The sequence below is a fragment of the Pontibacillus marinus BH030004 = DSM 16465 genome (assembly GCF_000425225.1).
In the GTDB taxonomy this organism is placed as follows: domain Bacteria; phylum Bacillota; class Bacilli; order Bacillales; family BH030062; genus Pontibacillus; species Pontibacillus marinus.
Genome location: NZ_AULJ01000008.1, coordinates 89,711 through 113,550 on the forward strand (window position 1 = coordinate 89,711; position 23,840 = coordinate 113,550).

Here is a 23,840-nt window from a genome sequence, read left to right on the forward strand (position 1 = left end):
GGTCGTATATTTGCGATCAGGATCTTTTTTGCAATTCAAATCAAAGGGAAAAGTTTGTATTAGATATAAAGGAAGTTATATCTATCATTTTACCCCTTTATATTTTTTAGAACTAGTTCACTTATAAACTATAATTATCACTTGAATTATTGTCTAATACTGATGAAAGCATCAGAAAATACTCATAATAGTTGGTGACATTAAGGAGGCAAATAAAATCTTTATGTTTTCAACCATTAAACACTATCAACATTTAAACCTTATTTTTAATAGCATACAGGATATGGTTTTCTTAATAGATGTACAGAAAGATGGTACTTTTCGCTATAGGAATGTAAATAACGCAGCTATGGAAAAAAGTAATTTGCCAAAAGATTTGATAGGCAAAACCATTCATGAAATCATGCCGAAAGCTTCAGCAGATATCATTATAGAAAATTATCAAAAAGCTGTTCACTCAAAAGAAGAAGTATCTTATGAAGCAGAGATATTCATTCACGACGAAACTGCGAAACAACTGCAAAAAAGGTATTATGAATCGAGAGTTACTCCGGTCTTAAATGATGAGGGGCAATGTGAATACCTCATATCTATTACACATGACGTTACCGAACGTAAAGAGCAGGAACATGAGCTGAAGTTAGAGAAAGCCAAATTGGACATGATTCTAAATCATGCTGCAGATGCTGTATTTACGTTTGATTCGAACGGGAAATATGTAACCGTAAATCCTGGGTTTACAAGACTATTAGGATGGAAAGAAGAGGATTTATTAAATGATCCATCTTTGAGCATTATCCCAACAGAATATAAAGAAGATTTCGGCGAAATTGTTGAAAAGCTTACAAATGGAGAAGTCATTGAAAATCATTTGTCCAAACGTTTAACTAAAGACGGTAATACAATCGATGTTATTTCTTCTTATACACCTATTTTGGAGAATGGTAAATTCCTAGGTGGTGTTGCCATGTATAAGGATATTACTGAATTCAAAAGAATGGCTGAGCAATTAAGGGATAGTGAACTAAGATACCGCCAAATTGCAGACCATCTCTCTGATTTAGTGACGGTAATTGATCCCACCGGAAATATTCTTTATGCTTCTCCATCTCATAAAGATACTTTAGGGCTATCTCCAGAGTTTTATGTAAATAAGTCTATCCTTACATTTGCGCATGGAGATGATATGAATCAAATCCAACACTTTATAAAAAACATCGTTCACACGAGCAATCAAAGAGTGTGGAATTTCGGAGAATCACAAAAGATCGAGAAACATTATGGATTGAAGCAAAGGGAACCCCTGTCCTTGATATTTCCGGCAATGTAGATCGGATTATCGTCATATCTAGAGACATTGGTCAAATAAAAGAACGCGAGGAAACTTTTAAGCACCAAGCTCTACATGACCATTTAACAAACCTACCTAACCGCAGGATGTTTGATAATGCCTTAGAGAATGCAAAGGAAAAAGGAAAAAGAAGTAAAAGACCACTAGCCTTATTTGCTTTAGATTGTGATCATTTTAAGCAAATTAATGATACATATGGTCATGAAGTTGGAGACGAAGTTCTTAAAGAATTTTCCAATCGGATTAAACAAAAGGTTAGTGATAACTCTATTGTCTCACGTATAGGTGGAGATGAGTTCCTCATCGTTCAACCAGATATTAGAAAAAAAGAAGATGCTACTAAAATTGCCAAGAGCATTGTATCATCAATGAAAACACCTTTTCAAATTGGTCACTTAACGATTCTTGTAGGTACGAGTATAGGGATATCCTTTTATTACGGAGATGATATTAGTAAAGAGGATCTGTTAAAACAGGCAGATGATGCTTTATATGATGCTAAGCAGAGAGGGAGAGATTGTTTTAGAATCTATGCTGAGAGAAAACAATACTCTTTATGGTAGCGGATCAAACACTTTTTTTGGCTAAGAGGGACATAGGGATAGGATTCATTGTCACTTTGTATAAGTGACTGTCCACCACTGCAATGATACTGTAAAGAGGTGGATGATCAAGCAAATAATTAAGTTAGTGTAATTAAGAAATTCCATTTTCCTTTAAAACTTACAGCTATTATAGATTTTTAGATGCTATTTTAGTAATATTAGATTTAGCAAATTTTAAAAGTAGGGGAAATTTTTATGATTAAAAGAGCGAGTTTAATTGTCCTGTTATTTTTCGTTGCTTTTGCTAACCAAGCATCTGCAGAATCAGATTGGGATCAGGTGGGTGTATCTGTAACCAAAGAATGGAATATTCAATTTAACACTGTAATATTGCAGGATTCTATTAATGAAAATAACATTTATGTAACAGATAGCAACGGCAATAAATTAAGTTCAATACGATTAAGATCAAGTCTCAAAAGTGTAACTGTAAAGAACCTTAATCCTTATAAAGAAAAACAAACCTATTTCCTTCATATTACAACTGATGTGAAATCTATAAGTGAAAAATCTATCGCAAATAATGTGAAAATGAAGTTTGTCACAGCAGAGCAATCTTCATCAGATAGTAGTCAAGAAGAAGATACTACATTAAATGATATTTTGAGTGAATATGAAAAGAAGTTTTCTGATTTGCAATCTGATGCAGAGAATCGTTTTAACCAGCTAGTCAAGGATGCGAAAACTGAGTTAGCTAATGGAGGTGCTTTAGATGAACTAATGACCAAGTATTCTCAAAAAGCTACAGAATTAGAAGCAAGTACAGATGCATCATTTAATGCAATTTATGAGGATCTTGTTAATGAATTAGTAGAAAACGGCTATAGTTCTAGTGAAGCTGAGCCGTTTAAGGAAGAGTATGAAGCGGAGAAGAATGAAATGAAAGGTTCTGTTTCTTTATAATAAAAGTTGCCTAGTACTAAACTTTAAAGTTTCTAGTACTAGGCATTTTTTATCTAATTAATCATCCTGCTCTTCACCAATGTTGGCAGAAATATTGGTGTTATATTCTAAGAACCTTAACTCATATAGGATCTAAATCGTGGGTATTTATTCTCATTTTTGTAGAGTTCGACATAATTATACAAATTATGATATTTCTGATGTGGTAGTATTCTCCTGCTAAAAATCAATTATAAGGAGATATCATGTTGTTTGATAAGAAATACTATCTATACATAGATACACCATTAGTAAAAAAAGATGTTCCTTTTATTAGGGTAGTTGGAGGAACAAAATGATGAAAAATATGGAAGAATTAAGTGTAGAGATTGAGTTTAAAAAAGAAGAAATGATTAGAATTGCAAATGAAACTGGTCTTCTAAGTGAGGATACATTGGAAGTAAGTCAAGAATTAGACAGATTACTTGTAGTGTACCAAAAGCAATTGAAAGGTCAAATACATGTTTCTGTACCTTAGTGTCGGATTAAGTACACTGCTTGTAAAAAATAGTATGTATCCAAGAAAATTCACGTTGATAAAGGGGGGGATGAACCCCTTTATCAACCAAACAAAGGTTTTCTCGGATTGTTACCGACTTTCATCCAAAAAGTTTTTTCATGGGTCTCCCTAAATAGTCTTATACGAAATATCTTAAGGGGTGTCCAAATTTCCTTGAAAGCATAATAAGGCAAAATAATCCCTCCGACTCATTTTTAACTAGTATATTTCATTACTGTTAAAAAATGTATCGAACGGTGTCGGTTAGGTAAAAAAATCTAAATTATCAGAAATTATAGTTGGTCCCCCATTTTTTAATGTAGAATTTGGAATTTATATAGTATAATAGTTTCTAATAGTGTCAGAGAGGTGCTTTATGGAAGAAGATAAATATCAATTAAAAATCATTATGGAAGATCTGATTAAGCGTAATGAGCAGATGGATATTTCTACAACTGAGGAAGTGTTGTCAGAGTTAATTAATTACCTGATGCTGAGGTAGAAAAAAGGGGACTAACGTTAAATTGGTTAGTCCCTTAAACTTAAAAGTTCTCAAGTACTTTTGAAAGCATTTGACTTTCTCGACTTTCTTTTCTTTGCTTATAGTACTCTTTTACGTCTGAAGCGTCTTGTTTACTAAAGCCATTTTCGACCAGGTCTTGCTGAAGGGATGAATATAACCTCTGGAATGTTGCATCTGTTTTTGCCTCCAACTCTTTGGCTGCAGATTTGTATTTTTTAAAAAAATAACCGTAAGAAACTTTCTCTCCACTTTTTTTCTTTCTTTTATATTCATCATAAGCGTATGTTACTAAATTATTTAACTTTGCTAGTGCTTGATCTTGTAATGCCTGAAAAGATGGGCGATAGCGGTTTTTGATATCTTCAACGGTTGGGGAATTTTCATCTGTTTTATTTGATTTTTCCTCCTCTTGATTAGTCTCAGACTGGCTATCACTTTCTTTCTTTTCTTTTGTTTCATCTGATTCTGTTCGGTTATGAGAAGTTTCTGTGTTTTTTTTATCTGTGGTTTCGTTAAATGAGTTTTGACTAGAAGAAGTGTCCTTATTTGTTGATCTATTTGAGTCTACCTGATTTTGCTTTGAAGAAGTATCTTTACTATCCTCAGCTTCATTACTCTTATCATCTTTAGAGGACTCTTGGTTAGAAGGAGTTTCACTATCCCCGTTAGCTTGCTTTTTATCAGACCCCTCATTTTCAGATATTATGTTCTCATTATCTGGTAATGTAATATCAAATTCAGTATCTACAATTTTATCTACTTCCTCATCAGCTGTTTCATAATCCTTAATAAAGAATGTATATGTAAACCAGCTTCCACCAGTTAACGTCGCAATTACTAGGACTACTAAACTATATTTAATCCATTTCTTCAATCCTATCACCTTTCTTGCCTATTTTTTATGTATTATACCATTATTAACGAATGTAAAAAATCACTTAACAAGAACAATATTCCATTATACTAATTGATGTTTACTAGATTTTGCTTTAATATGAATTTATATATCTTTTTTATCAGCCAGAATTTGCACAAAATATAGTTCGTTTGTATGTGAAAGCTATAATTTATTTTAAGAGGTGAATGTAATAATGAAGGAAAAGAATTTAAAACCTAAACTTAACAGTATTCTTGCTACATCACTGGCAACCTCTGCAGTTGTTAGCATTCCAACAGGAACAGTAATGGCAGCGGAGAATGACTATCAGGATGTACAAGATTTAGTAGATCGTTTAGATGGTGTCTATGATAACCTATCTACAGAAGATGGTCAGGCACTTCGCAATGCTAGAGATGCTTTTGTTAATGCATCTGATAGCACGTGGACTGAAATACATGCACAAATTACTGATAATCCATTAACTGAGGAAGAATTTAAGAACTTTACTACAGATTTGTCGGAGATTCTTTATGCAAGTAACACGAACCAATTAAAAACTGCTATCGATACGTTTTTAACTGAATATGATGCAGAATGGTTTAATACCAAACTTGGTGTATCTGTTACATCTGCAGAGATGTTGAACCTTATTGCGACTGTTGAGACAGAAGCTTTAAACCTGTTACAAAGTAGTAATAATAGCTATAAGTCCATGTTAGAAGCAGTATTTGCTGGTGGGGAAATCGATGATACAACTATGACTTTGCTTTTAAATGCTGCGTATGATAAAGCACTAACTAAGTTACAAGATGAGAGTTTTAAGTACCATGATGCATATGAGCAAGTAAATAATAAAATTTCACTCGATAAAGATGGTTTAATTGGTGTATTAACTGGATTGAAAAATAATAGTAGCATCAGTAGTAATACGATAATTGAAGGTCAAAAATCTTTAATTCGTGCTGCACTAGCAGAAGTGGATAATACAGCACCGGTTAAACCAACTGTTAATGCTATTGATAGTAATGATACATCTATCTCTGGTACTGCTGATAAATACTCCGAAATTTTTATTGTTGACCAAAATACGGGAAGTGTAATTCATGCTAACCCTACATATGCAGATGCAAACGGTAACTATTCTGTAACTATCCCAAGTCAATCAGCAGGCACGGTGCTAGAAGTGAAGGCAGTTGATGCAGCAGGTAATGAAAGTGCTGTGGAAACTGTTACAGTAACACAAGCTTCTACTGGTGGTAATACAGGAGGAAACACTGGTGGCGGTACCCCATCTGGTGGAGATAACGGCGGATCTGATGATGAACCTGATAATACAGAAGACGAAGACGGTACAGAGGATTCTGAAGAAGATACAGGTGATGTTGATCTAGATGTGGATCCTGCCGACGGTGAAGTTATTGTAGATAATGATGCTGTTACGGTTACAAAAGAAAAGAATGAAGAAGGAAAAACGGTTGTTAAGGTTGAGCTAAATGCTGATGAAGTTGCAAAAGGACTTGAAGATAAAGAACCTGAACAAGTTAAGAGCATTCGTGTTCAAATAGAGAAGGACAATGCAGAAGATATTGGTGAAGTATCCATTCCATCAAATGCACTTAATGCCGTTAAAGAGAAGAACGAAAATGCGATTGTTGAAGTAGCTACAGATGGTGCTTCATACAAGCTTCCAGTAAATGAAGTAAATACAGATGAGCTTGCTAAAGAATTCTCTGAGCAACTTAAAGAGGAACTTGGTGACGAAGCTGCTGAATTGACTTCAGATGATGTTGAGATCTCTGTTCAAGTTAATGAAGTTCCAGAAGATGATGAACAAGTAGTAGAGAATGTTACACAAAATAATCTTCGACCTGTATCAAAGGTTATTGAATTTAAAGTGGAAGCTCGTACGAAAGACGGTAGTAAGAAGAAGGAAATCAAACGCTTTAAAAAGTATGTAGAGCGTGAAATAGAAGGCGACCAAGAATTTGATATGACTCACTCTACAGCAGTTCGCTTAAATGATGATGGAACGTTTACTGCTGTTCCAACGCTATTTGACGGCACTAAAGCTACAGTGAAGAGTATGTCTAACAGTAAATATACAATCGTTGAGAACGACAAGACATTCTCTGATATTGAAGATACTTGGAACCAAGAAACGATTGAAAAACTGGCTTCTAAATATATTATTCAAGGTAAATTAGATGGTACTTATGCACCGAAAGATCACATAAAGCGTTCCGAGTTCACAACGCTTATCTCTCGTGCGCTAGGCCTTGTTGATGAAGAAGTAGATTTTGAAGGTATGTTCCCAGATGTTAAAGAAGGTAAATGGTATGCGAACCATGTTGAAGCTGCTGTTGATGCTGGCATCATCCAGGGACGTGAAGACGGTACCTTTGATCCAGATAGCTATGTAACTCGTAATGAAACTGCTGCTATGATCAAACGTGCTATGGATTTTGTAAGTTACGACAAATCCGAGTTAAACCAAGATAAAGAGGTTACGAAATACGAGGACTACGATCAAATTGCAAAATGGTCCCGCGATAACGTTGAACTTCTTCTTCAAGCTGAGATCATGAGTGGCCGTGGAAACGGAAACTTCGATCCATACGGTGATATCAACCGTGCTGAAATGGCAAAAGTACTTGATGAGTTCTTGAGCTTTGTTAAGTTGATTAATGGTTAATAGAAAATCTATAATTTAAAAAATCCCGTATCACTCTTGTGATGCGGGATTTTTTAAGCTCTTTAGTGCATACTTTTACTGTCTTTATTTTTAGTGCCTGACCTCACCGTGGTGATGCTTTAACGTGGTGTGGGTTAGGCACTTTTTAAAATTCATACTATATGTAACGTTTTCTAGGGTATATATGACATTCCACATACTCAAACGTTACATTCCGTGCTCCAAACGTAACGTTTGCTCAGGTGATACGTAAGAAAGGCTTCGATATGATCAACCTACCGCGGAAAAACTGAAAAGCGCGCTTTTCGAATTGAGGCCGTTTGTGGTAGAAGAGTCGTTATCATTTGAACAGTTATTAGGAGAATATAAACCGATGATTCATAACCTCATAAATCGTTTAGGTATTATGGATCCTCATAAGGAATTTTTCCAGGAGGGCGTCCTCGCTCTTTGGGAAGTGAGCCAAACTTATGACGAAAAGAAAGGGAAGAGGTCTACCTTCACGTATTTTATTATTCGCAATCGATTGATCAGCTTGATACGGAAAAAGAACCGTAAGCAGGAACAGATAGAAGAGATCATGGTAAAGAGTACAAACGAGGCTACGATCGGTCCGCATGAGTTTGAATGGGATCCGTATTTATATCAGGAGATCATCAGTAAGCTGAGTAAGAATCAACGGAAGTGGTTTGATGGTTTTGTGATTGAGGATTTATCTATTAAGGAGATCGCTCTGCGTGAACAGGTGACAGTGGATGCTGTGAAGAATTGGGGGAGACTGGCGAAGCGGAAGTTGATGAAGGAGCCAGTAGTGTTGGCGTACCTGGAAATATAGGAAGTGCCTGACCCCCCACTGCTTTAAAGCGGTGAGGGTCAAGCACTTATAAAGGCATTTGTAAAGCACACATTACTCATTATTCTTAAAAACCTCTGCCGCAATCCCCATTGATTGAACGGCTTTCGGGAATCCGACGTATCCTGAACAGTGGATGATGACTTCCATGATTTCTTCTTTGGATAGTCCGACGTTCAGAGCAGCTTCAAGGTGGACTTTGAGTTGATCAAATGCTCCTTGGGTAATGAGTGTTGTTAGAGTCACGATTTCCCTTTGTGATAGGGAAAGTGCCTCTCGTGAGTAGAGGTCTCCAAAGCCAAATGAGACAATCATCTCCCAAAAGTCAGGGGAAATTTGCTTCATCTCTTGCATACCTTTTCGAACCTCTGAGGAAAACAACTCTTCCATGGCTTGAATGCCGGCTTCGTATCGCTTCTTATCTTCCAAGTTACTGCCTCCCCATGGTTGGTGGAATTTCATCTTCATCAACTAATACTTCCACCACGATAGGCTTCTGTGTTTCTTCCAACCTATGTAGTGCTCCTTTTATAGTATCGGTTAAATCAGAAGAATGTTGACAGGTATATGCTTCAAGTCCCATAGATTCGGCAAATCGGGCTGCATCAAGGGCTGTTTCGTACACTCCACCTATGGATGTTCCGATCATTTTTCGCATTCCTTTTTCAACCATGTCGAGTCGCCCATTATTTAGAACAATAAACAGTACAGGAGAGTCGTAATTGTAAGCCGTAGAAATTTCTGTGCCGTGCATGAACATACAGCCATCTCCAACTAAGCAAACAATCGGTTTCTCGGGAGCGGCTAATTTAGCTCCAATGGAATAACCAATGCCGTTACCCATTGCACCAAATATATCATCAAAGAAATATGTGCCTGGCTCGTATATATCAAAGTATCTAATGCCGTAGAAGGAGTGGCTCCCATCGTCACCAAAAACCACGGCTTCATTTGGTAACGCGTTTCGCAATGCTTGTAATGCTGAAGCGGCAGACATTCGCTCGCCTGGCATGTTTTCATTTATGACGTTCATTTCGATCGGTTCTAAAAAGGTTTCGCTATTTGTTTTAGGGATGTCTTTGAGAATTGTGGTTAGGTTTGATTGAATATCTCCAAGAACGGGGGTAGTGGGAACATTAATAGATTTTCGAATAAAAGTTGGGTCATAATCAAAATGAATAAGGTGCTCTGGATACATCTCTTGAGAAAAGTCTGGGAGGGACATGTCACTTAATCTTGTTCCGATAACGATTAAAAGGTCCACTCCTTGTTCAAGGTATTCCCTTGCTTCACTAGTGCCTCCTAACCCAAATGCACCCAGTGAAAGTTTGTGATTTGATATGAACGTTCCTTTTCCTCCTGGAGTGGTGATGACGGGGATATTCCAATGTTCTGCAAGTTGCTGCACTTCATTATATGCTTTGCTAGAATGAACGCCTTTTCCAAGAAATAATAGGGGGCGTTTAGCTTCATTCAATTTTTCTACAACTTCATCAGTAGCTGGTGAAATCATTTGATGAGGTTCAGGTATTTCGATATGGAAAGGATCGATTTCTCCTAGTAAGATGTCGAACGGTATGGATAAATGGACGGGTCCTTTCACTCCTGTTACCGCTTTCTCGAGGGCATGCCTTAAAAGTGACTGGAGCATGTCCCCTCGTTCAACGCGGGCACTGAATTTAGTGACGGACTTAAACATCTCCACGAGATCCGTTCCGAACATGCTTGAGTCTTGCCCCATAGCCTGACCTGTATCTTTTAACGATGGATGTCCTGTGATAATCAAAAGGGGAGCGTGAAAAGCTTTTGCCTGACCAGCTGCGGTAAGAAGGTTTGTCCCACCAGGTCCGGATGTCCCTACTGCAACCCCTATTTTTTCATTCATCATGGCATAACCTGCAGCTTCAAACCCTGCAGCTCCTTCATGCTTACTTAAGACAAATTCCATATCATAATTTAATAGTTCAAAAATAATAGGGGAGATTGCTTTTCCCGGTATCCCGAAAATATGCTCAAGCCCCCAAGACTTAAAATTCTCGACTAAAACGGATGCTGTCGTTCTCATGTTGTTTGTGGTTTGCATGTTTCCTTTCATCCTCTCTACTCTTTAGTTGCTCTGCCATGCTAAGTACTTTTGTTCAATCTCTTGAGCAGGAAGTGGTTTGCTAAAGAAATAACCTTGTGTTACATCACATAGGTACTCTTTAAGGAAATTTAACTGATCAGCTGTTTCTACGCCTTCAGCAATCACCTGCAAGTTTAAGTTGTGAGCTAATGTGATGATCGCTTTTACAATTACGGCATCGTTGTGGTCATTCATAATCTCATTTACAAAGGATTTATCGATCTTAATATAATCAATCGGGAAGTCCTTAAGGTAATTGAGAGAACTGTAACCTGTTCCAAAATCATCAATTGAAATACAAATACCTAATGCTTTTAATTGTTCTAATACAGAAAGGGAATAGTCATACTCCATTGCCATATATTCCGTAATCTCTACGACAAGGTATTGCGGATCCAGTTCTGTACGTTTTAATACACGCTCTATAAATTTGACGAGGTCTCTTGTAAGAAATTGTTGCGTTGATAGATTGACAGCAATTTTTACAGGTTCCATCCCGGCATCCTGCCATTTTTTATTTTGCGAGCATGCTTCATTAATGACCCATTCACCGATTTGAGTGATTAGCCCATTTTTCTCTGCTAGTTTAATAAATTTCGCTGGAGATAGAAGTCCAAGTGTAGGATGTTGCCAACGGATTAATGCTTCAAAGCCTATTAATTCTCCAGTTGCGTTATTGAATTGTGGCTGATAATGAAGGACGAACTCCTCATGATCCATTGCTTTTCTTAAATCAGCCTCAAGACTATATTCCTCCATCATATCTTCTAGCAATTCGGATGTGTACACGACATAGCGATTTTTCCCTTGGGATTTTGCCTGATACATGGCGTTATCTGCATAAACCATCAAGTCTTCCATAGATATAGGTGAGTCAGGATAAATCGCTACTCCAATACTGGCTGTGGTGTGTAATTCATTGGCACCCACATGAAACGGCTCATGAAAAAGCTCTAGAACTTTCTCTGCTTTTTCGGTTACATAGCTTTCATCTTCAAAGTCTTTTAGAAGGAAAATGAACTCATCTCCACCCATACGTGCAAGCACATCTTTTTCACCAAGGCAACTATACAGGCGCTTACTTACTTCATCCAAGAATTGGTCTCCATTAGAATGACCAAAATTATCGTTAATAATTTTGAAACGATCGAGGTCAATGAATAGTAGAGCTAGGCTCCGATTTTGTCCCTCATTAATATCATGAATAATGGTTTCCATTTCGTTTTTTATGTATCGTCTGTTTGGTAAATCTGTTAGATCATCGTGATAAGCCAAGTAGTTAAATCTTTGCTGAAGTGAGTGACGTTTTGAGATATCTCTGAACTGACCGAAGGCACCAATCATTTTGTCCTCTTCATAAATGGGTTGCGCATCGAATAGACAGACGACCTCATTGCCATCCTCTTTTGTAAATTGAAGCTCTTCATTTTTGAATATCTTTTCGTGCTCGAGTACTTCCTTAAAATATTCACCCGTGAGAGGGGAGTTTTGGATGTTTCGTCCAACAACTGATTCTCTAGTATTATTCGAGATCTCTTGAGCGAAATCATTAAACTCAGTTGTGATCCCTTGCTCATCAGTGATAACAATCCCGTTACTTGTTCGGCTCAACATAATTTGATTCATGATATTGAGCTGACGATTTTGTTTTCTTAGTAATAATTCTCTTTCAATCGAATCGACTGCCTGGGTTAGCATGGTTAAGAAGAGTGGGTTTTGAAACTGTTGAGGCATCATAATACATACACTGCCTAAAAGATTATTGTCATCAGTGTAGTGAAAAGCAGTTCCATAACACGCAATCTCATGTAGGAATGTATGGTAATGTTGTTCGCCTATGATACTGATCGGGTGTTTTTGTTGTAAGGAAAGGCTGACTACATTTGTCCCTGTATCTTCTTGAGTAAATCTGCATCCTGGTATAATTCCAAACTGCTCAATGGTCGTTTTGATTGTTTCGTCTCCTTCGATATCGAGGAGATAGCCATTAGCATCAGATACGACAACGAGGATTGGAGTTCCTTTTAAGGAATCTAGCAATTTATTAGAAAAAAAGCTCACAACAGATAAGATTTCACTATAGGATCTTCTTTTTTGATCTAGTTCTATGTCGCTTAAAAATTGCTTGGGACGGGAGACCTCATTCGGATCCATTCCCATTTCCCTACACATTCTATTCGATTCTTTTATGTACTGAGGTTCCATTTTCACATTCCCCCTCCTGAAGTCCTATGAATCGACCTTCAAAACTTAAATATAAACGAAAGCGGTTGAATGTGTCAATTTCGTTCAAGAGGTGCCTGATCCCCACTGGAGTGATGCAGTAAAGCGGTGGGGGTCAGGCACCAGGTTTTATCTATTGTCTCAACTCAACTCATCCTCTATGATAGAGAAAATAATAAAAGTTCATTTGAGGGGTCTTATGCTAAAGCGCTTACTAAACGTATCCTTACAAACCAAAATACTAGGCTTAGTTACAGCCTTAATCTTAATGGTGACCGTAATCTTAACGAGCGCCTTCACTTACATAGAAACCAAACAAATTCGAAATCATACAGGTAGTTTAGCTCTGCAAACAGCCAAAACCATTTCCTATATGCCCACTGTAATAAAAGGGATCCAAGAATTCTACCCATCCCGTGAATTAAGAACCTTAGCTACCCAGATGCAGGGACAAGTAGATGCGGATTTTGTTGAGGTCGCAACTAGAGATGGTGTGGTTTATTCGCATACCTCTAGATATTTAATTGGAAACAAACGGCCTTCTGATCAAAATTACACGGCTATTGTTTTCGGAGGCTACTATCAAACAGACACTGAATTCAATGATAAAAAAGCACTAAGCGGGAAGGCGCCTATCATTGGCGAACAAGGAAGAATACTAGGTGTAGTCACAGTAGGTTATTTTTATGAAGGGATTCATGAGAGGATATCCGATAAGGTGTTTACCGTGATTACATTTTCAATCCTTGCCTTATTCCTGGGCTTAATGGGAAGTATCTTTTTAGCACGAAACATCAGGAGAGATACCTTAGGCCTTGAACCTGCTGAGATTGCTCAGCTTTATCGAGAGCGTGGAGCCATTCTTCGGTCTATTAATGAAGGGCTTATTGCTATGGACAAAACAGGTCGTATTACCCTGATTAATCGTTCAGCCCGAAAACTGTTAGATATCGACAATGATTGGGTGGGGAAACAAATACATCTGATCTTACCCCATGTGGATGTTGATGCTATTTTAAATGGAACTCAAGTCATCCATAATTGGGAGATGTATGAACAGGGACGTCAGCTTATCGTAACGTGTACGCCTGTTGTGAATAAAAAAGAAGCCATTGGTGTAGTGGCGACTTTTAAAGATCAAACTGAAATCAGGGAAATGGCGGATACGATTTACGAGGTTCGTCAATATTCGGAAGACCTCAGAGCTCAGACACATGAGTTCACCAATAAGATGTATATTCTTTCTGGCTTATTACAATTGGAGCATTATGATGAAGCCTTAGAAATGATCGAAGAGGAATCGAAAGTATTGGAAAAGCAAAATCAAATTCTGTTCCATCAAATACAGGATCCCAAGGTCCAAGCTATTATTCTAGGTAAAATTAGCAAAGCCTCAGAGAAAAAGATAGATTTAGAGATTGATTCCAATAGTTCATTAGCTGAGCTGCCTGAACATATTACCGTTTCTCCTTTAGTTACGATTCTTGGAAACCTCATCGATAATGCTTTTGAAGCGGTGATGGACCAGGAGGATCAACACGTATCGATTTTCACAATGGACTTTGGTGATGACATTATTTTTGAAGTGACGGATTATGGCAAGGGGATATCAAACGATGAAATTGATAAAATTACAGAAAAAGGATTCTCAACAAAAGGTTCCTATAATCACGGGTTTGGATTATATAATGTAAAACAAGCCGTACTAGAATTAGGCGGATCCATGGACATCCAATCTGAATCAGGAATGACGACATTTACAGTTTACATCCCAAAAGAATCACCACAGGAGGGAGAAGCATGAGTGAGATTCGAGCAGTCATAGCAGAAGACGATTTTCGTGTGTTACGCATTCAAGAGCAATTCTTAGAAAAAATAGATGATGTACGTGTGGTAGGGAAAGCCTTAAATGCTCAAGAAACCTTGCAAGCGCTTGAAGAAAATGAGGTAGACCTCCTTTTACTAGATATTTATATGCCTGATCAGTTGGGAATCGATCTTATTCCTGATATTCGAAAGAAGTTTCCAACCGTTGATATTATCATCATTTCAGCTGCAACGGATAAAGAGTTTTTAGAAGCGTGCTTACGTAACGGCGTCTTTTCTTATTTAATCAAGCCTGTGTCTTTAGAGAAGTTTACTGAAGTGATACAAGCATATAAGGAGCAAAATAGCCAGATTCAATCCAAAGAGGAATTTGATCAAGCTTTTGCAGATAAAATGTTCGGGCTGAAAAAGCAAGAATCGGATTCGTTTCCGCAAGAAGAGTTACCTAAAGGCGTAGACCCTTTAACGCTAGAAAAGGTTATGGATGTTTTGCATCAAAATAAAGAGGGGCTGACTGCTGACTCAGTCGCTCAACAAATGGGTGCTTCGCGAACAACAGCCAGACGTTATTTAGAGTACTTAATCTCCGTCAAAAAAGTCCAGGCTGAGCTAGAGTATGGTGTGGTAGGAAGACCTGAGCGTATTTATTCTAGTAAATAGAACCCTGATCGCCTTTTGAAAGGCTCAGGGTTTTTTTACATATTAGATTGTGGCCACATCCAGCTCCAGCGCCCAGCAACTAGTATGCTTGGGCCCACACGACGTGGGTCAGATCGACGTTGTCACAGGACGTGACGGTTTTAGTCGATCATTCTTTCTCCGTAAGATAAGTCAACATCGAATCGCTATGCTCTTCGTGTTTCCTTTACACGTTTAGTGATATGAAATTTTAACAATGAAGAAATTCGACGTTGTTAAAATTTCTAGGTTAAAGTACCACGGCAACTAAGCTTCTGTCTGAGCCTGTCGGCTTGCCAATCAGCAAGTTTAGTTAATCTTACTGCGGCTCAGTCCAGCATATACGTTGCTACCCGGGCGCTTACGCTTTTGCATAACTGTGAACAAAATGAACAAAATTCCCTTAATGTTGTTTTCTATTTTAATTTTGAAAACGATTACATCGGCGGTCTTGGTATGTAAAATAATCATTGAAAGAAATAACAAAACTTTCAGACAAATTTGGAGGGGTAAAAAGATGAAGAAATTATTGATTTTCTTAAGTATCCTTACGCTTATGGCTTTAACGGCTTGTGGCTCTCAGTCATCGAGTGGAGATGGAGGGGAGAGTTATCCGAGTAAAGATCTTGAGTTCGTAGCACCAGCTTCACCAGGTGGGGGTTGGGATGCGACAGCCCGTGCAATGAAGAAGGTATTAAATGATGAAAAGATTGTTGAAGAGAATATGAACGTTGTCAACAAACCTGGAGGTAGCGGAGAAGTAGGTTGGAAATACTTGAAGAAGCAAGATCCTCATACACTATCTGTTAACTCTAGTCTTGTACTTACCAATAACCTATTAGGTAAAAGTCAGCTAACATACAAAGACTTCACGCCTTTAGCGATTTTAACAACTGAATGGGAAGCAGTAGCTATCCCGAAAGATTCTTCTATTAAAAATGCAGAAGCGTTAATGAAGCAACTGAAGAAAGATCCGAAGTCTCTTAAGATTGCAGTTGCACCAGGTCTAGGAAACGATGACCACTTATCCTTCGTTCAAGCAGCGAAAACATATGGTGTTGATGTAACGAAACTAGATTTCCTTGTGTATGAAAGTGGTGGCGATGTTGTTTCCGCACTACTTGGTGGACACGTTGATGTAGCAACAATGTCTGTATCTGAAGCGAAGCAACAGTATAAAGCAGATAAAGTTGATATCCTAGCTGTTTCCTCTGAAGAACGCCTTGATGGACTTGAAGATATTCCAACATGGAAAGAGCAAGGTGTAGACATGGTATTCCCTCACTGGCGCGGTGTTATGGGACCACCTGATATGACAGAAGAAGAAATTGCATATTGGGATGAAAAGCTGAAGAAAATGACGGAAACGGATGCATGGAAGAAGATTCTTAAGAACAATGAATGGCAGTCCTTCTACAAGGATAGTAGCGAAACGAAGAAGTTCTTAAAAGAACAAGAAGAGATGTATAGCGACCTTGTGAAGAAATCGGGTCTAGCCGAATAAAACAGGAATCTTAATCGTAAATGGAAGCAATGCGGTTGTTTCCATTTGCGATTCTTTACATTCATAGACGAAAGGGGAAACCGTCATGGCGAGGCTTATTATGCCGTTACTATTTTTCGTTGTGAGTATCGGTGTCATCATAGCGACATTGAATCTACCAAAAGCCAGATTAGGAAATCCAAATGCACCTGTTTACTTTCCAATGATGCTAGGGATTTTTCTCCTTATCTTGAGTATTGTGTATTTCATCCAAGAGTGGCGAAAGACGGAGATGGAAGAAAAAGAAGCTGTTCAAGAGCTTTTACAAGGAAGAGTCCCTAAGCTTATTGGTCTCTCTCTATTATTAGCCTTGGGTTATACGTTGATTTTTGAATGGATCGGCTTTTTAATTTCAACCATTCTTTTTATGGCAAGCTTATTATTTTTAATTAACGGTAAGAAGAAGTGGATGGTCAACATCGCAACGGCTCTTATTTTTTCATTTGCATCCTGGTATGCCTTTGGTGTACTACTTCAGGTCAGTCTACCGTAAAGGAGTTGAGACGAAATGGGCGTAGATATTCAAACCTTAATGGAAGGATTTAAAACTGCAATGCAGCCTATGAATCTGTTATGGGTTCTAGTTGGCGGATTTTTAGGAACCGTTGTCGGCATGCTTCCTGGATTAGGACCTGCGACAGCAGTAGCCGTACTGATTCCGATCACATTTGGGATGGACCCGACTAGCGCATTAATTCTCATGGCTGCGATTTATTACGGTGCGATGTATGGCGGATCAAGAAGTTCCATCTTATTAAATACACCGGGAGATGGCTCAGCCATTGCTGCTACATTTGATGGTTACCCAATGTCTCAGCAAGGTAGAGCGGGGCAGGCACTTGCGATGTCGGCAATCGCATCTCTAATTGGTGGCGTCATCGCCGTTATCGGGTTTATTTTTCTAGCAAAACCATTAGCTGAGTTCGCTTTGCAATTCGGACCCGCAGAGTATTTCTTATTGATGGTCTTTACATTATCAGCGATTGTATCTTTATCAAAAGGAAATATGGTAAAAGGCTTCATCTCGATGTCAGTGGGTCTTCTCTTGAGCACAGTTGGAGTGGATCTTCAAAGTGGTGTCTATCGTTTCACAATGGGGATTCCTCAGTTAAGTGAAGGTATTGATTTTCTTGTTATAATTATCGGAATTTATGCGGTAGGGGAGGTTCTATATAACCTTGTTTCGATCGATAAGCCTAAGGGAGATAAAAAGTCGGTCGGAAAGAAGTGGATCACAAAAGATCAGTGGAAAGTATCCAAATGGCCGATTTTACGAAGCGGACCTTTAGGATTCTTGATTGGTGTTCTACCTGGAGCAGGCGGTTCCATCGCCTCTATGCTTAGCTATACAACTGAACGACAGCTTTCGAAACGACAAGACCAATTCGGAAAAGGTGCTGTTGAAGGGGTTGCTGCTCCTGAGTCTGCCAACAACGCTGCATCTGTAGGTGCCCTTATTCCACTGTTAACGATGGGAATTCCAGGATCAGGGACGACCGCCGTTATGCTTGGAGCTATTATTATGCTAGGTGTTCAGCCTGGACCTTTATTGTTCCAACATAATGGGGACATGGTGTGGAGCTTGGTCGGAAGTATGTTTATCGGGAACATCTTTCTTGTTCTCATTAACATTTTGTTATTGGGGTTACTTGTGAAGATATTAGATACTCCGGCAAAAATCTTGTATCCCGTTATTTTTGTTCTGTCATTTATCGGAACGTACACCCTGAATTACAGTATTATTGATTTCTATATCTTGCTGTTGTTTGGTGTTGTAGGGCTTGCGATGAAGATCTACAAATTCCCGATTGCGCCACTTATCTTGGCGGTAATTGTTGGCTCAGATATGGAACAAAACTTCCGTAAAAGCTTAGTATCCTCTGATGGGTCTTTAGGGATCTTTTTTGAATCAACGGTTTCTGTTGTTCTTTTGATCCTAACGATTCTATCTATTTCGTATCCATTTATTACGGAAATGATCCAGAAACGGAGAAAAACTCAGGATACAGCTGGGAACCATCATGAACTCTAAAACGTTTTTGTTAGGCTTAGTTTTAACGATATATGTCTTGTTTTTTAACCCATTTCAAAGCTGGGATATTAAAATGCAGGCGATTGCATTACTCGTCATCATCCAAGTGTTGTGGCTGAGTCGGGTGTTTCCTTTAGCTTTTTCATCGTTAATTTTAATCATTTTGTTATCGGTTCACTTCTTTACTTATGAAGAAACGTTGAAGGTGATCGGATCAGAGGTCGTATGGTTATTATTTGCGACCTTTATCTTGTCCGGAGCTTTTATTGAATCAGGTTTAGCTCATCGGATTTCGTTGAAGATTTTAGCCCTATCGAAAGGGTCAGGTTCTCTCTTGATTCTTTTGTCGTATTGGTTAATCTTATTGCTTTCGTTACTGATTCCTTCAAATATTGGGCGTGGAACGTTAGTCGCTTCTCTTTTGGACCAAATTATGAAGCACTTATCGAAGCATCAAAATGTTCAAAATCTAGGGCGGAGTTTGTTTATTGGATTAAGTGTACTGTGCGCCCTGGCTGGGACGATGATTGTAACGGGAGCAAGTTCGACGATCTATGTGTTTGGGATTTTATCGGAGAGAGCTCCTGGGCTTAATTATATAAGTTGGTTCTTATTGATTGGTCCAATTGTAATCGTGTTTACGATGATTTTCTGGTTCATCATGATTTCGTTCTTTCCACCTGAAAATACGGCGAAGGAAGAATTGAGAGAATTTCTTGATTTTAAAATGCGAGAGTTAGGATCTTTATCCAGAGCTGAAATAAAGATGTCTTTCGTGATTGTGTTTGTTGTGACGATGTGGATGACGCATGACTTACATGAGATTTCGATCTCCTTGATAGGATTAATGGGAGCCTGTTTGACCATTCTGCCGAAGATTGGCATCTGGAATTGGGATGATGCGAAAGGGAAGATCAATTGGGATTTAATTATCTTCTTCGCTGCTACGCTCATGGTTTCAAAACTGCTGATTGAAACGGATGCGACGATGTGGGTGTCGAATTTGTTTGTTGAACTCACTTCATCAAGTGGTAAGGTCGTTCTAATGCTTTCGCTAGTTGTGCTTACGTTATTGTTGCGGATGGTCTTTGTGAATGTGTTAGGGTTTATGACCATTATGATTCCACTAGCTGTGTCGGTTGGTCAGCAGATGAGCTCAGTTGATCCTTTAATGGTAGCACTCATGGTGTTTGTCGTGGGTGTGCCAGGGTTCTTTTTCATTTTTCAATCCCCTGTACACTTGATTAGCCATTCGTATCATTATTTTGATCGAAAGGACTTATGGAGAGTAGGGCAAATCGCTGTAGTTTCGTGGGTTGTTGTGGTTTTGATAGCTGTCCTTACATATTGGCAAATCATTTTACAAGGAGGTTTATAGCATGACGTGGATTATTCAAGAATCAAGATCTCAAAAGGAATTAGCTCAGGAATTTTATGAAGGGATGAAAGATCGTAGCATTCTTAAAATACCTGGTGCGCATGATGCCATGTCTGGTCTTGTTGCTAAACAAGCTGGGTTTGAGTGTCTCTATTTATCCGGAGCAGCCTATACGGCTAGTCGAGGTTTACCGGATGTTGGACTCATACACTCTGAGGAAGTGGCTGAAAGAGCGCGTGATATTATCCGTGCCACGAATCTACCGTTGTTAGTGGATATTGATAATGGGTTTGGTGGCGTGTTGAATACTGCTCGGACTGTGAAGGAAATGGAAGAAGCGGGCGTGGCGGCTATCCAGATTGAGGATCAGGATATGCCGAAAAAATGTGGCCATTTAAATGGAAAGAAATTAATTTCTGCTGAAGAGATGGTATCTAAGATTCAAACGATTAAGAAGATCGCACCGTCCATTATTATTATTGCACGCACGGATTCGAAAGCTGTTGAAGGTGTGGATTCGGCGTTGGATCGTATGAAAAAATACGAAGAAGCTGGTGCAGATGCGATTTTTCCAGAGGCCTTTGAGAGTGATGAAGAGTTTGAAAAGGTTTCGCGAGAATTGGGTGCTCCATTGCTTGCCAATATGACTGAATTCGGGAAGACGCCCTATTATTCGGCTGAACAGTTTGAGTCGTTTGGTTATAGTATGGTGATTTATCCGGTCTCCTCTTTACGTGTAGCGGCCAAAGCGTATGAAATGCTGTATGGTGAGCTGATGGAAAAAGGGACTCAAAAAGATATTTTGGATCGAATGCAAACTAGAAAAGAACTATATGAGACAATTGGGTTGGATGATTATGAGGCGCTGGATGAGCAGATTGCGAAGACAGAGCTTCCTTGAGTTTCGGGTGTTTCCTTTTTTCGGGGCGGTGCCTTTTTTCGGGTGGTGCCTGTCACCACCCGGAATTTGTCGAACTGGTGCCTGCCCCCCACTGCTTTAAAGCGGTGGGGGGCAGGCACTTTATATTGGAAATATTTAAAAAGAACCCGCTTTTGGGTTCTTTTTTTGTGCGTAATTATCATAAGCATTCGACAAAAACCGGGGCGTGCCAGGCACCACCCGAAATTGCCGCCCAATGTGCAATTTTGCAAAGTTTCAGTTTACAAAAGTTACACATTGAAACCCCTTTCATATTAGAGATAAAGGCTATACACTGAGGTTACGCAATGATCATTGATGAATATTTTTGCAAACTTCATCATCCGGAGATGGAGGTTGATTATGATTTTAGACCAACGAAGAACGCATATTTTATATCAAATTCAAAGCTCTCAAGTCCCAGTCTCTGAGCAATGGTTGCAGGATAAGATGGGTGTCTCATCACGGACAATCTATTACGATGTTCGACACATCAACGAGTGGTTAGAAAGTGAAGGCATGGAGCCTATTCAACGCAAAAGGGGAGAGGGCTTTTATCTTCCTGATCATTCTAGAGATGCTATTAAAGATAAAGTCAACTTGACTCACCAATGGCAATATCAATTATCTCAGGATGAACGAGTTCTATTAATCTCCTTGTATGCTTTGACCACTATTGAACCGATCACGATGAAGTGGTTATTAGAGAAGATGCAATTTAGTCGAGGAACGATTGTGAAAGATTTAAAACATGTGGATGAAAACATGAAATCCTATGACTTAAGGGTTCTCTATGAAAGAGGGAAGGGTTACAAGGTTAAAGGATTAGAACTGAAAAAGAGAAAGCTCTTGTCTTATTTCATTCAAACGATTCAACCGAAAGAAAAATGGTCGCATTTATGGGATGAGGTGTATGCAATCTTTTCAAATCATTTTGAAAGAGAAGATGCTTCTCACATTATAAAAAGTCTAGTCCATGAATCCGAGCAATTTCTAGGCGTAACCTTTACAGATGAGATGCTAGAGTATTTAACGATCCAGCTTCACATTATGCTTATCAGAGCCAATCAAAATTTAGAAATCGATTCGGATGAGTTCGATGTCCTAGTCAATACGAAAGCCTATCAGTCAGCAAAATTGTTAGAGAAGCAGTTAGAAGAAGAATTTCAAATACAATTTTCGGATGAAGAAGTAGCTTATTTAACGACCCAGATCCTGGGCTCAAAAGTAGAGTATGATAATTTTTCAGCCACTTCTGAAGCGGAGCGGAAAAAGTTATACGACATCGTTAGACGGATCATTGATGAATTTCAAATATACTCCTGCGTCCTGTTTGAAGATCGAGAGCAATTAGAGCAAAACTTGCTTACCCATATGAAGCCAATGTATTACAGGCTAAAATATGGTGTCTCCATGAACAGTGACATGTCTGAGTATATTCAAGATCAGTATCACGATGTTTATGAATTAACGCGTAAATCCCTATTTCCCCTAGAGGAAATGATTGGATTTAACATTCCTGACAATGAAGTTGCCTATATTGCGATGCACTTTGGGGGCTGGTTGAAAAAGCAAAATAAGACGCTGAATCGAAAATATCAAGCCATTATTGTCTGCGAGAACGGGATCGGGACATCGAATATGGTGAAAGCTCAGTTGGAAGCCATGCTTAACGATGTAGATATCGTTAAAGCAATGTCCTTCCGAGAATATAGAGAAACCGACATTGATGTGGATATTATTTTTGCAACCAATTACTTGAAGCCAAAAGAAATTCCCGTTGTTCACGTACCCGTCCTATTGTCTGATTCTGATAAGCAATATGTCATGAATCAATTAAGCCAACATCTATCACCAGGAGAAAAGAGCTTAAGCGAAGTGGAGCAAATGCTACAGGTGATTGATCAATATGCCACGGTTCATGATAGGGACGCATTAAAACAAGAGCTGGAGCATTATCAAACCAATCAAAATCATACAGAAAAGGAGCCTTACACCCCTATGCTGGATGAACTGTTAACCTCAGAAACGATCCTGTTTCGAGATTCTATGAATAGTTGGGAAGAAGCGATTCGGACAGCTTCTGAACCTTTACTAGAACAAGGGAAAATCCAAGAAAACTATATCGAAGCCATGATCAACAATGTTCATGAACTAGGTCCGTATATTGTCATCGCACCTCAAATTGCGATCCCACATGCAAGACCAGAAGAAGGTGTCGAGCAATTGGGAATGAGTTTACTTCGTGTAAACGATCCAGTGGCTTTTTCAGACCAAGAGAAGCATAACGCAAACTTAGTGATTGTTTTAGCTGCCATCGATAATGAAACGCATTTAAAGGCACTATCTCAATTAACCACCATGTTATCGGAGGAAGATAACATTGGAAAACTAGTAAAAGCTCAAAATTCAGAAGAAGTAATCGAGTTAATCAACACTTATTCAACACATTAATGGAGGGAATTACAATGAAAAAGATTTTAGTAGTATGCGGAAACGGATTAGGAAGCAGCATGATTGTGGAGATGAACGTAAATAGTATTTTAAAAGATATGGGAGAAGAAGCAGAAGTATCTCATACGGATTTAACTTCAGCTAAAACAGAACAAGCAGATCTTTACCTTGGTTCAGGAGATATTGTGGATCATCTTGAGGATGGCAAGAAGAACATTGTAAGTCTGAACAATTTAATGGATAAAAAAGAACTTCGTGAAGCACTAGAGAACAATTTATAAGTAATCATAGAAAAAGAGTGAGGGAGGAAAAGGAG

20 protein-coding genes are annotated in these 23,840 nt (G+C 38.6%); 16 read left to right on the plus strand and 4 right to left on the minus strand.

All coding sequences use genetic code 11. The features are described 5' to 3' along the window. Positions 1-223: 223 nt before the first annotated feature. The 5 genes from H514_RS0101630 to H514_RS25270 all read left to right on the plus strand — a co-directional run bounded on the left by H514_RS0101630 (position 224) and on the right by H514_RS25270 (position 3,899). The gene (locus H514_RS0101630; protein ID WP_027445374.1) at positions 224-1,330 is read left to right on the plus strand and encodes a PAS domain-containing protein; all 1,107 of its coding nucleotides are present in this window, start codon (positions 224-226) and stop codon (positions 1,328-1,330) included. Beyond that, positions 1,243-1,914 (plus strand): GGDEF domain-containing protein, encoded by a 672-nt coding sequence (locus H514_RS0101635; RefSeq protein WP_027445375.1) that lies wholly within the window; start codon positions 1,243-1,245, stop codon positions 1,912-1,914. Before H514_RS0101630 ends, H514_RS0101635 begins: the two co-directional genes overlap by 88 nt. A gap of 237 nt (positions 1,915-2,151) precedes the next feature. Further along, on the plus strand, positions 2,152-2,859 hold the full coding sequence (locus H514_RS0101640) for an Ig-like domain-containing domain (protein WP_027445376.1): 708 nt from the start codon (positions 2,152-2,154) through the stop codon (positions 2,857-2,859). A gap of 334 nt (positions 2,860-3,193) precedes the next feature. Beyond that, complete coding sequence (locus tag H514_RS0101650; RefSeq protein WP_036841702.1) at positions 3,194-3,376, plus strand: aspartyl-phosphate phosphatase Spo0E family protein; 183 nt, start codon at positions 3,194-3,196, stop codon at positions 3,374-3,376. Positions 3,377-3,773: 397 nt separating this feature from the next. After that, positions 3,774-3,899: a hypothetical protein gene (locus tag H514_RS25270; protein ID WP_267879762.1), complete on the plus strand. Its 126-nt coding sequence runs from the start codon at positions 3,774-3,776 to the stop codon at positions 3,897-3,899. Positions 3,900-3,939: 40 nt separating this feature from the next. On the opposite strand, the gene H514_RS0101665 is transcribed toward H514_RS25270, so the two are convergent. Then, a complete protein-coding gene (locus tag H514_RS0101665; RefSeq protein ID WP_027445378.1) occupies positions 3,940-4,794 on the minus strand; it encodes a hypothetical protein in 855 nt (284 codons plus the stop codon). Between the two features lie 217 nt (positions 4,795-5,011). On the opposite strand from H514_RS0101665, the gene H514_RS0101670 reads away from it, so the two are divergent. Both H514_RS0101670 and H514_RS22260 read left to right on the plus strand, forming a co-directional pair. Further along, the gene (locus tag H514_RS0101670; RefSeq protein ID WP_027445379.1) at positions 5,012-7,492 is read left to right on the plus strand and encodes an S-layer homology domain-containing protein; all 2,481 of its coding nucleotides are present in this window, start codon (positions 5,012-5,014) and stop codon (positions 7,490-7,492) included. 322 nt (positions 7,493-7,814) lie between these two features. After that, on the plus strand, positions 7,815-8,327 hold the full coding sequence (locus H514_RS22260) for an RNA polymerase sigma factor (RefSeq protein ID WP_154657293.1): 513 nt from the start codon (positions 7,815-7,817) through the stop codon (positions 8,325-8,327). Between the two features lie 72 nt (positions 8,328-8,399). On the opposite strand, the gene H514_RS0101680 is transcribed toward H514_RS22260, so the two are convergent. The 3 genes from H514_RS0101680 to H514_RS0101690 are packed head-to-tail and all read right to left on the minus strand — an operon-like array spanning position 8,400 to position 12,675. Then, positions 8,400-8,774 carry a carboxymuconolactone decarboxylase family protein gene (locus H514_RS0101680; protein ID WP_027445380.1) on the minus strand — a complete coding sequence of 125 codons (375 nt, stop codon included), beginning with the start codon at positions 8,772-8,774 and terminating at the stop codon, positions 8,400-8,402. A 1-nt stretch (position 8,775) separates the two neighbouring features. Further along, positions 8,776-10,428, minus strand: a complete 1,653-nt coding sequence (locus H514_RS0101685) for a thiamine pyrophosphate-binding protein (RefSeq protein WP_231566549.1) — start codon at positions 10,426-10,428, stop codon at positions 8,776-8,778. Between the two features lie 24 nt (positions 10,429-10,452). Continuing rightward, a complete protein-coding gene (locus tag H514_RS0101690; protein ID WP_036841698.1) occupies positions 10,453-12,675 on the minus strand; it encodes an EAL domain-containing protein in 2,223 nt (740 codons plus the stop codon). Positions 12,676-12,892: 217 nt separating this feature from the next. Between H514_RS0101690 and H514_RS0101695 the strand changes: the two genes are divergently transcribed. From H514_RS0101695 to H514_RS0101735, 9 genes are all read left to right on the plus strand, one after another. Next, on the plus strand, positions 12,893-14,497 hold the full coding sequence (locus H514_RS0101695; protein WP_036841696.1) for an ATP-binding protein: 1,605 nt from the start codon (positions 12,893-12,895) through the stop codon (positions 14,495-14,497). Next, a complete protein-coding gene (locus tag H514_RS0101700; RefSeq protein WP_027445384.1) occupies positions 14,494-15,180 on the plus strand; it encodes a response regulator in 687 nt (228 codons plus the stop codon). The genes H514_RS0101695 and H514_RS0101700 overlap by 4 nt, the downstream gene beginning before the upstream one ends. Positions 15,181-15,715: 535 nt before the next feature. Then, positions 15,716-16,702, plus strand: a complete 987-nt coding sequence (locus H514_RS0101705; protein ID WP_027445385.1) for a tripartite tricarboxylate transporter substrate binding protein — start codon at positions 15,716-15,718, stop codon at positions 16,700-16,702. Positions 16,703-16,787: 85 nt separating this feature from the next. Then, positions 16,788-17,234, plus strand: a complete 447-nt coding sequence (locus H514_RS0101710; protein ID WP_027445386.1) for a tripartite tricarboxylate transporter TctB family protein — start codon at positions 16,788-16,790, stop codon at positions 17,232-17,234. Between the two features lie 15 nt (positions 17,235-17,249). Then, entirely contained in the window at positions 17,250-18,773 is a 1,524-nt protein-coding gene (locus H514_RS0101715; RefSeq protein WP_027445387.1) for a tripartite tricarboxylate transporter permease, read from the plus strand. Next, a complete protein-coding gene (locus H514_RS0101720) occupies positions 18,763-20,151 on the plus strand; it encodes an SLC13 family permease (protein WP_027445388.1) in 1,389 nt (462 codons plus the stop codon). Before H514_RS0101715 ends, H514_RS0101720 begins: the two co-directional genes overlap by 11 nt. A gap of 1 nt (position 20,152) precedes the next feature. Next, positions 20,153-21,052 (plus strand): methylisocitrate lyase, encoded by a 900-nt coding sequence (gene prpB / locus H514_RS0101725; RefSeq protein ID WP_027445389.1) that lies wholly within the window; start codon positions 20,153-20,155, stop codon positions 21,050-21,052. A 381-nt stretch (positions 21,053-21,433) separates the two neighbouring features. Next, the gene (locus H514_RS0101730; RefSeq protein WP_027445390.1) at positions 21,434-23,524 is read left to right on the plus strand and encodes a BglG family transcription antiterminator; all 2,091 of its coding nucleotides are present in this window, start codon (positions 21,434-21,436) and stop codon (positions 23,522-23,524) included. Between the two features lie 14 nt (positions 23,525-23,538). After that, a complete protein-coding gene (locus tag H514_RS0101735; RefSeq protein WP_027445391.1) occupies positions 23,539-23,805 on the plus strand; it encodes a PTS sugar transporter subunit IIB in 267 nt (88 codons plus the stop codon). Positions 23,806-23,840: the final 35 nt, after the last annotated feature.

Coding starts and splice junctions, on each gene's coding strand:
- H514_RS0101630 (WP_027445374.1), top strand. CDS start 224: ATGTTTTCAACCATTAAACACTATCAACATTTAAACCTTATTTTTAAT.
- H514_RS0101640 (WP_027445376.1), top strand. CDS start 2,152: ATGATTAAAAGAGCGAGTTTAATTGTCCTGTTATTTTTCGTTGCTTTT.
- H514_RS0101650 (WP_036841702.1), top strand. CDS start 3,194: ATGATGAAAAATATGGAAGAATTAAGTGTAGAGATTGAGTTTAAAAAA.
- H514_RS25270 (WP_267879762.1), top strand. CDS start 3,774: ATGGAAGAAGATAAATATCAATTAAAAATCATTATGGAAGATCTGATT.
- H514_RS0101670 (WP_027445379.1), top strand. CDS start 5,012: ATGAAGGAAAAGAATTTAAAACCTAAACTTAACAGTATTCTTGCTACA.
- H514_RS0101685 (WP_231566549.1), bottom strand. CDS start 10,428: ATGCAAACCACAAACAACATGAGAACGACAGCATCCGTTTTAGTCGAG.
- H514_RS0101690 (WP_036841698.1), bottom strand. CDS start 12,675: ATGGAACCTCAGTACATAAAAGAATCGAATAGAATGTGTAGGGAAATG.
- H514_RS0101695 (WP_036841696.1), top strand. CDS start 12,893: ATGCTAAAGCGCTTACTAAACGTATCCTTACAAACCAAAATACTAGGC.
- H514_RS0101700 (WP_027445384.1), top strand. CDS start 14,494: ATGAGTGAGATTCGAGCAGTCATAGCAGAAGACGATTTTCGTGTGTTA.
- H514_RS0101705 (WP_027445385.1), top strand. CDS start 15,716: ATGAAGAAATTATTGATTTTCTTAAGTATCCTTACGCTTATGGCTTTA.
- H514_RS0101710 (WP_027445386.1), top strand. CDS start 16,788: ATGGCGAGGCTTATTATGCCGTTACTATTTTTCGTTGTGAGTATCGGT.
- H514_RS0101715 (WP_027445387.1), top strand. CDS start 17,250: ATGGGCGTAGATATTCAAACCTTAATGGAAGGATTTAAAACTGCAATG.
- H514_RS0101720 (WP_027445388.1), top strand. CDS start 18,763: ATGAACTCTAAAACGTTTTTGTTAGGCTTAGTTTTAACGATATATGTC.
- prpB (WP_027445389.1), top strand. CDS start 20,153: ATGACGTGGATTATTCAAGAATCAAGATCTCAAAAGGAATTAGCTCAG.
- H514_RS0101730 (WP_027445390.1), top strand. CDS start 21,434: ATGATTTTAGACCAACGAAGAACGCATATTTTATATCAAATTCAAAGC.
- H514_RS0101735 (WP_027445391.1), top strand. CDS start 23,539: ATGAAAAAGATTTTAGTAGTATGCGGAAACGGATTAGGAAGCAGCATG.